This window comes from Streptomyces sp. NPDC007162 (assembly GCF_040634175.1).
Taxonomy (GTDB): domain Bacteria; phylum Actinomycetota; class Actinomycetes; order Streptomycetales; family Streptomycetaceae; genus Streptomyces.
This window is the reverse complement of sequence record NZ_JBEYFC010000485.1, coordinates 1-6,788: the sequence shown is the minus strand read 5'-3', so window position 1 is coordinate 6,788 and position 6,788 is coordinate 1. Positions and strand designations below refer to the sequence as shown.

The 6,788-nt window shown below is 71.9% G+C and carries 5 protein-coding genes; 4 read left to right on the top strand and 1 reads right to left on the bottom strand.

The window, feature by feature from the left end; genetic code table 11:
• The first annotated feature begins 191 nt into the window (after positions 1 to 191).
• From ABZ646_RS36835 to ABZ646_RS36820, 4 genes are all read left to right on the top strand, one after another.
• Positions 192 to 2,099 (top strand): FHA domain-containing protein, encoded by a 1,908-nt coding sequence (locus tag ABZ646_RS36835; RefSeq protein WP_360529095.1) that lies wholly within the window; start codon positions 192 to 194, stop codon positions 2,097 to 2,099.
• Between the two features lie 161 nt (positions 2,100 to 2,260).
• On the top strand, positions 2,261 to 3,817 hold the full coding sequence (locus ABZ646_RS36830) for an MFS transporter (RefSeq protein WP_360529092.1): 1,557 nt from the start codon (positions 2,261 to 2,263) through the stop codon (positions 3,815 to 3,817).
• A gap of 185 nt (positions 3,818 to 4,002) precedes the next feature.
• Positions 4,003 to 4,761: an SDR family oxidoreductase gene (locus tag ABZ646_RS36825; RefSeq protein WP_360529089.1), complete on the top strand. Its 759-nt coding sequence runs from the start codon at positions 4,003 to 4,005 to the stop codon at positions 4,759 to 4,761.
• Positions 4,762 to 4,791: 30 nt separating this feature from the next.
• Entirely contained in the window at positions 4,792 to 5,409 is a 618-nt protein-coding gene (locus tag ABZ646_RS36820) for a VOC family protein (RefSeq protein ID WP_360529086.1), read from the top strand.
• Here the strand turns inward: ABZ646_RS36820 and ABZ646_RS36815 are convergent.
• The coding region (locus ABZ646_RS36815; protein WP_360529083.1) for an ABC transporter ATP-binding protein at positions 5,406 to 6,788 on the bottom strand (1,383 nt) is incomplete at its 5' end. The genes ABZ646_RS36820 and ABZ646_RS36815 overlap by 4 nt on opposite strands.

The following is a 6,788-nucleotide window of genomic DNA, read 5'->3' as shown; positions in this document are numbered from 1 at the left end:
GCCCACCGCGCCGGGGGGCGGGGCGCCCCCCGCCCGGCCCACCGGTCCGCGCGGCGCCGGCCGGCTCCCCGCCGGTCGGATACCCGCCAATTAACGCCTCTCCAAAGGAGATTGGAGCCAGGAGCGCTCTGGAAATTCCTGGCCGGGCAACTATGCTCCCCCCTAACGGGCGGATGGCGAGGGGGAGTGCCGTGGCACCGGTGCTGGTCGGACTCGAAGGTCTGCTGGCGGGCGAGCGCATCCCGGTCCTGGACACCCGCGTCACCTTCGGACGCAACTCCGAGAACACCGTCGTCATCCCCAGCCTCAGCGTCTCCCGCTTCCACGCGGAGATCGTCTTCGACGAGGACAAGGGCTACGTACTGCGTGACCTGGAAAGCAGCAACGGCACCCTGGTCAACGGCGCGGAGGTGGAGTCCCGGCTGCTGCAGCCCGGGGACGTGATCACCCTGGGGGACCAGGAGTTCCGTTTCGAGGTCGCCGACGCCATGCAGACGCTCATGGCACTCTCCCTGCCCCGCTCGGTGACGCACGGCCCGAAGGAGAGCGAGCACGGGCCCGTTCTGAGGGTCACCGTCGCCGGCGGGGGACCCGTCGGCCTGTCCCTCGCCCTCCTGCTGGAGCACTTCCTCGGACCCCAGGCGCAGATCACCGTCTACGACGGCCGGTGGCGCAAGCGGGGCCGGACCGTGACCTGGAAAAGCCAGGACGAGGGCAACATCAGGCGCCAGCAGGTGGTGACCGTACAGAGCCGGCAGTACCTGGCCTGGCCGGAGGAGGTCCGGGCCCGGCTCTTCGACCCGGAGCACTACACGGAGATGTGGCCCTCCGGCCCGGACTCGGTCGGCGACCACCACCCGCGGAACATGCGCATCGCCTACATCGAGGACCGGCTGCTCGAACTGGCGAACGAGAAGCGGGACCGGATACGGCTCGTACCCGCCCGCTTCGACGCGGCGGCGGAGCAGGAGGCCCTGGCCGCCCAGCATGTGCTGGCGATCTGCGACGGCGGCCGGTCCCGCACCCGGGACCACTTCGCGGCCCGGTTCGGCAAGGCCGACGAGTCGATCTACTCCCTCGACGGCCGCCACCTCCAGGACGTGGTCCTCGGCCTGCGGGTGAAGTCGGGCCTGCCCGACCCCATGGCGGTCCTCCTCACCGTCGCCCAGAACCGCTTCCTGCTCAACTCGCTGCGCGGCGAGGGCTTCCTCAACATGCGGCTCACCGACGCCGAGGCCGCGGAGGTCATCGGACTCGACCCGGTCCGCCGCGTCTTCGAGGAGTGCATCGCCTCCCGCCCGTGCCTGATGGACCGTGACGAGTACGGCGACTTCCAGTGCTCGACCCACGGCACGCTCTTCCTGCCCGCGCTGGTGAAGGGTTCGCCGCTGTGGCGGCGGGTGCGCGAGGGGCTGCTGTTGTTCGGCGTCGAGTCCGAGGACCTGACCGCGGTCACCAGCTTCCGACTGGACATGGTGCAACGCCCGCGCTTCTCCGCCGAGTTGCTGCCACCGACCACCAACTCGCCCGGTACGTACGGTTTCCTGCTCGGCGACGCGGCCAACGCGATCCACTTCTGGCCGGGCCGCGGCCTCAACAGCGGTCTCGGCTCGGCCGTCTCGCTGGCCCGCTCCCTCAACAGCGCCTGGAGCGGACGGCCGTTCCGGGACGCGGACTTCCTGCGGCACGAGGCGGCGATGTCCATGCTCCAGTACCGGCACAAGAGCCGGGCCTGGAAGGCGATGGTCACCACCGACGACCAGGGCGTCACGTGGGCGATCAAGGACATCATCGGCCACGGCATCGACGGGGTCCCCGGGGAACCCGACCGAGAGGCCGACACCAGGACGCTGCTGGAACGCATGCGGGCCATCCGTGACCGGCTCGCTCCCCGCCTCGCGGGCATGCCGGACGACGAGGCGATCCTCGAACGCCTCGGCACCCTCCAGCCCGTCACGCTCCGCATGCTCGTCCTGAGCGGCGCGTGGGACACGCTGACCATGGGCGGCGAGGAAGTCGACATCGACATCTTCTACGGCCAGGACTCGTCCGCGGCAGCCGCGGCGGTGGAGGCGCTGGAGCCCGCCGCCCAGGCCTGACCCGGGAACCCCGGTATTGCAGCCGCACAGGCCGCACGAATGGCCTCACCTTTCCGGGGCAGCAGAGTCTCGTGCCGGGTGTTCACACCTGTCACGGAATTCGCTCCAGCGAAACTTCTGAGCGTGGAAGAGCGCGGAAGTTCCCGAACGTGGGAGGCAGCGTGAACGAGGCGCTACCCGACGAGGTCCCCGAACGCCGCCCGGCGCGGACACCGCGGCCGGTCGCCGAACTGCCCGGCCAGGTCCGCGACGAGCTCCTGCGCAGGCTCCGCCGGAACAGGCGGGCGTTCCGCACCGACGACGTACAGATCGTCGAGCCACCGCTGCTGCGGCGCGCCGTCGGCGCGTCGGCGCTCGGCAACTGCATGGAATGGTTCGACTTCGGCGTCTACAGCTACCTCGCCGCCACCATCGGCAAGGTCTTCTTCCCCGGTGCGTCCCCCGGCGCCCAGGTCATCTCCTCGTTCGCCACCTTCGCCGCCGCCTTCGTCGTACGGCCCCTCGGCGGACTCGTCTTCGGCCCGCTCGGCGACCGCCTCGGACGGCAGAAGGTGCTCGCCACCACCATGATCATGATGGCCCTCGGGACCTTCGCCATCGGGCTCATCCCCAGCTACGCCACGATCGGCATCGCCGCCCCGGTCCTGCTGCTTCTCGCCCGGATGGTGCAGGGCTTCTCCACCGGCGGCGAGTACGGTGGCGCGACCACGTTCGTCGCGGAGTACTCACCCGACCGGCGGCGCGGCTTCCTCTCCAGCTGGCTCGACTTCGGCACGTTCGTCGGCTACGCCCTCGGATCGGCCCTGGTCACCGTGTTGAACCTGCTCCTCACCGACCACCAGATGCTCACCTGGGGCTGGCGACTGCCGTTCCTGATCGCCGGCCCCCTGGGGGTGATCGGCCTCTACATGCGGCTCAAGCTGGAGGAGTCCCCGGCCTTCCAGCAGCAACTGGACGAACACGAGAAGAGCCTCGCCCAGGAGTCGGCGGGCAGCGAGCTGAAGGGCATCGTGACGCGGTACTGGCGGCCGCTGCTGATCTGCATGGGCCTGGTGCTGCTGTACAACGTCACCAACTACATGGTCACCGGGTTCCTGCCGACGTACCAGACGGAGACCCTGCACCGGTCCAGCGGTTCGGCCGACGTGCTGGTGCTGATCGGCATGGTCTGGATCGTCGTACTGATCACCTTCGTCGGACGGCTCAGCGACCGGATCGGACGCCGCCCCGTCTACGGTGTCTCCGCGGCCGCCATGATCGTGCTCGCGGTGCCGTCCTTCCTGCTCATCAGGGCCGACGGCACCTGGCCGCCCATCCTCGGCGTACTGATCCTCTCGACCCTGCTGGCGTGCTTCGCCGCGCCGAGCGCCGCCACCCTGCCCGCCCTCTTCCCGACGGCCGTCCGCTACGCCGCGATGGGCATCGGCTTCAACATCGCGGTGGCGGCCTTCGGCGGCACCACACCCCTGGTGACGGAGGCGCTGGTCAACGTCACCGGCGACGATCTGATGCCCGCCTACTACCTGATGCTGGCCGGTGCCATCGGTCTGGTGACGGTGCGGTTCCTGCCCGAGAGCGCGCAGGTCCCGCTCAACGGGTCGCGCCCCATGGTCGGTTCACGCGCGGAGCAGCGCGAGCTGATCACCACGTCGAAGCAGCTGTACGGCGCCTCCGTGCGGGAGTCACCGCTCGCCGAGAAGCCGCGCCTGGGACGGTGACGCCGCCCGTACCGGCCCCGGATGCCGTTGGCCCGGGTGGGTGACAGACTGGGTTTCCGGAGCCGGCCGCCCGCGGCAACGGCCTGGGCGCCGGCCGTCCCGGGGCGGCGGGCCGCGCGTCCCAGCAGCGAATTCCCCCCCGGGTGGCCGACAGCGAGTCCGACGCGAACGGCGGGTGACCTCCAGTGAGCGGGACCGAGGCGGGAACCGGCAGCGCGCACGGCGCCCTCGCCGGGCAGACGGTCGTGGTGGTGGGCGGCAGCGCCGGAATGGGCCTGGAGACCGCTCGGCAGGTGCGCGCGAGCGGCGGCGAGGTGGTCCTCGTGGCACGCGATGCCGAACGCCTGAAACAAGCCGCGGACGAGCTGAACCCGCTCGGCACAGCCGTGTTCGACGCCCGCGACACCGAGCGGCTGGAGCGCTTCCTCGGGGAGCTGCCGGACCGGGTCGACCACGTCCTGGTCACGGCGGGCAGCCCCTCGTACACCCCTCTCGACGAGCTGGACCTGACCGCGGCCGGCCAGGACTTCGGCGGCCGGCTCGCGATGATGCTGGCGGTGGCGCGGGCGAGCCGCCGGAAGGTCAGGGCCGGAGGGACACTGCTGTTCGTCGGCGGCACCGGCGGGCGGCGGCCCGCGGCCGGCATGGCCGTGACGGGCGCCCTCACCGCGGCGCTGCCGGCCCTGACCGCCAACCTGGCGCTGGAGGTCGCCCCGGTCCGGGTCAACCTCATCGCGGCCGGGTTCGTCGACACACCGCTGTCGGCGGCCCTCCTCGGGGACGAACTGGACGCACGGCGTGAGGAGTTGCGCAGGACGCTGCCCATCGGGCGGGTGGTCGGACCGGCGGACGTCGCCGCCCTCGCCCTGCACCTCATGGTCAACGGCGCCCTCACCGGAGCGACCTACGACATCGACGGCGGCCAGCAACTCGTCGCCCGCTGACGGGTCCCACGGGAGGCACGAACAATGGACATGAAACTCGAAGTCGTCGTGGTCCCGGTGTCCGACGTCGACCGGGCCAAGGACTTCTACACGGCACTGGGGTGGCGGCTGGACGCGGACGTGGCCCCCGACCGTGACTTCCGCGTGGTCCAGGTGACCCCTCCGGGCTCCCCGGCGTCGGTCATCTTCGGCACGGCGGTCACGGAGCAGGCCCCGGGCTCGGCCCGCGGCCTCCACCTGATCGTCTCCGACATCGAGGCCGCCCACAAGGAACTGGCGCGGGGTGGCGCCGACCCGAGCGAGGTGTTCCACGACGCGGGTGGCGTCTTCCACCACGCCGGCACCGACGCCCGGGTGTCCGGACCGGACCCGCAGCGCGGCAGCTACGGCTCCTTCCTGTCGTTCAGCGCCCCGGACGGCAACGGCTGGCTCCTCCAGGAGATCACCACCAGGCTCCCGGGACGGCTGGACCCCGCGACCACCTCGTTCGCCTCGGCCGCGGACCTGGCCGGCGCCCTGCGCCGGGCCGCGGCGGCCCACGGCGAACACGAGGCCCGCACGGGCGCGGAGGACCCCGACTGGCCGGACTGGTACGCCCAGTACCTGGTGAACGAGCAGTCCGGCACGGAACCGACGTCGCCCTCCTAACCCTCCGCTCGAAGAGTTCCGGCTCCGGGCGGGCCCGCGGACCGGGGCGCCGCGGCCGGGAGCGGACCCGTCGCCGTTGCCCAGCGGTCGCCGCCCGGAGCCGTCCCGGTGGCGGTGCCGTCGGCGAGGTGGAGGACGAGGTCGGCCTGGGCGATCAGCCGCAGGTCGTGGGTGATGAGGAAAGTGGTGCGGCCCGCGGTGAGCCGGCGCAGCGGGCCCATGATGCGGGCGGTGGCGGAGTCGTCGAGGCCTGTGGTGGGCTCGTCCAGGACCAGGACGGGGGTGGCCCTCACCATGGCGCGGGCCAGTGCGACACGGCGCCGCTGGCCGCCGGAGAGCGCGTTGCCGCGTCTGCCGACGGGGGAGTCGTAGCCGTCGGGAAGCGCCGTCACGAAGTCATGGGCGTCGGCGGCCACGGCGGCGGCGCGTACCTGCGCGTCGGTGGCGTCCGGCCTGCCGTAGCGGATGTTCTCGCGGACCGTCCCGTCGAAGAGCATGCTGTCCTGGGGCAGCAGGGTGATGTGGCCGCGCACCTCGTCGACCGGGAGCGCGGCGATGTCCTGGCCGTCGAGCAGGATGCGGCCGCGGGTGGGTTCGAGGAAACGCAGCAGCAGGGCGGCCAGGGTGGACTTGCCCGCGCCGCTCGGCCCGGTCACCGCGACCAGCAGACCGGCCGGCACCTCCAGGTGGACCCGGTCGAGTACGGGACGCCGCCCGCCGGGATAGGCGAACCCGACGTCCTCGAAGGTGATCGCTCCGCGGACGGGCGCGGGCGGGACGGCGGGACCGGACGAGGCCGCGGTCGTGGTCGTCGGCCCGGCCGGGGGGCCGGTGTGCAGGACCTCGACGAGGCGTTCGCAGGCGGCGGTTGCCGAGGACGCGCCGACGACCAGTTCACCGAGTTCCTGCAGGCGCGGGTGGAGATAGCCGAGGTAGGCGGCGAAGGCGAGGAGTCCGCCGGTGCTCAGGTGGTGTACGGAGATCTGCCAGGCACCGGCTCCGATGACGGTCAGCACGCTGACCGTCTCCAGCAGTTCACCGAGCGGGCCGTACACCGAGGACAGCCGGATCTGCCGCAGCCCGGCCCGCATCCAGTTCCGTCCCTCGCGATGCACCTTGGCGTGCTCCGCCTGCTGGCGGCTGTAGGCCTGTACGAGGGGCATGTTGGCGAGGCTCTCCTCCAGGAGGGAGGCGAGCCGTCCGTTGCTGTCGCGTTCCGCGCGGGTCGCGGTGCGCATCAGGGTGCCGAACACCCGGGCGCCGAGCCAGATCAGCGGGGCGGCGGCGAACGTGATCAGGGCCAGCCGCCAGCTGGTACGCAGGGCGGCGGCGGCGAAGACGAGGGCACTGACCGCTGAGGTGAGCAGTTCCACGGGCGC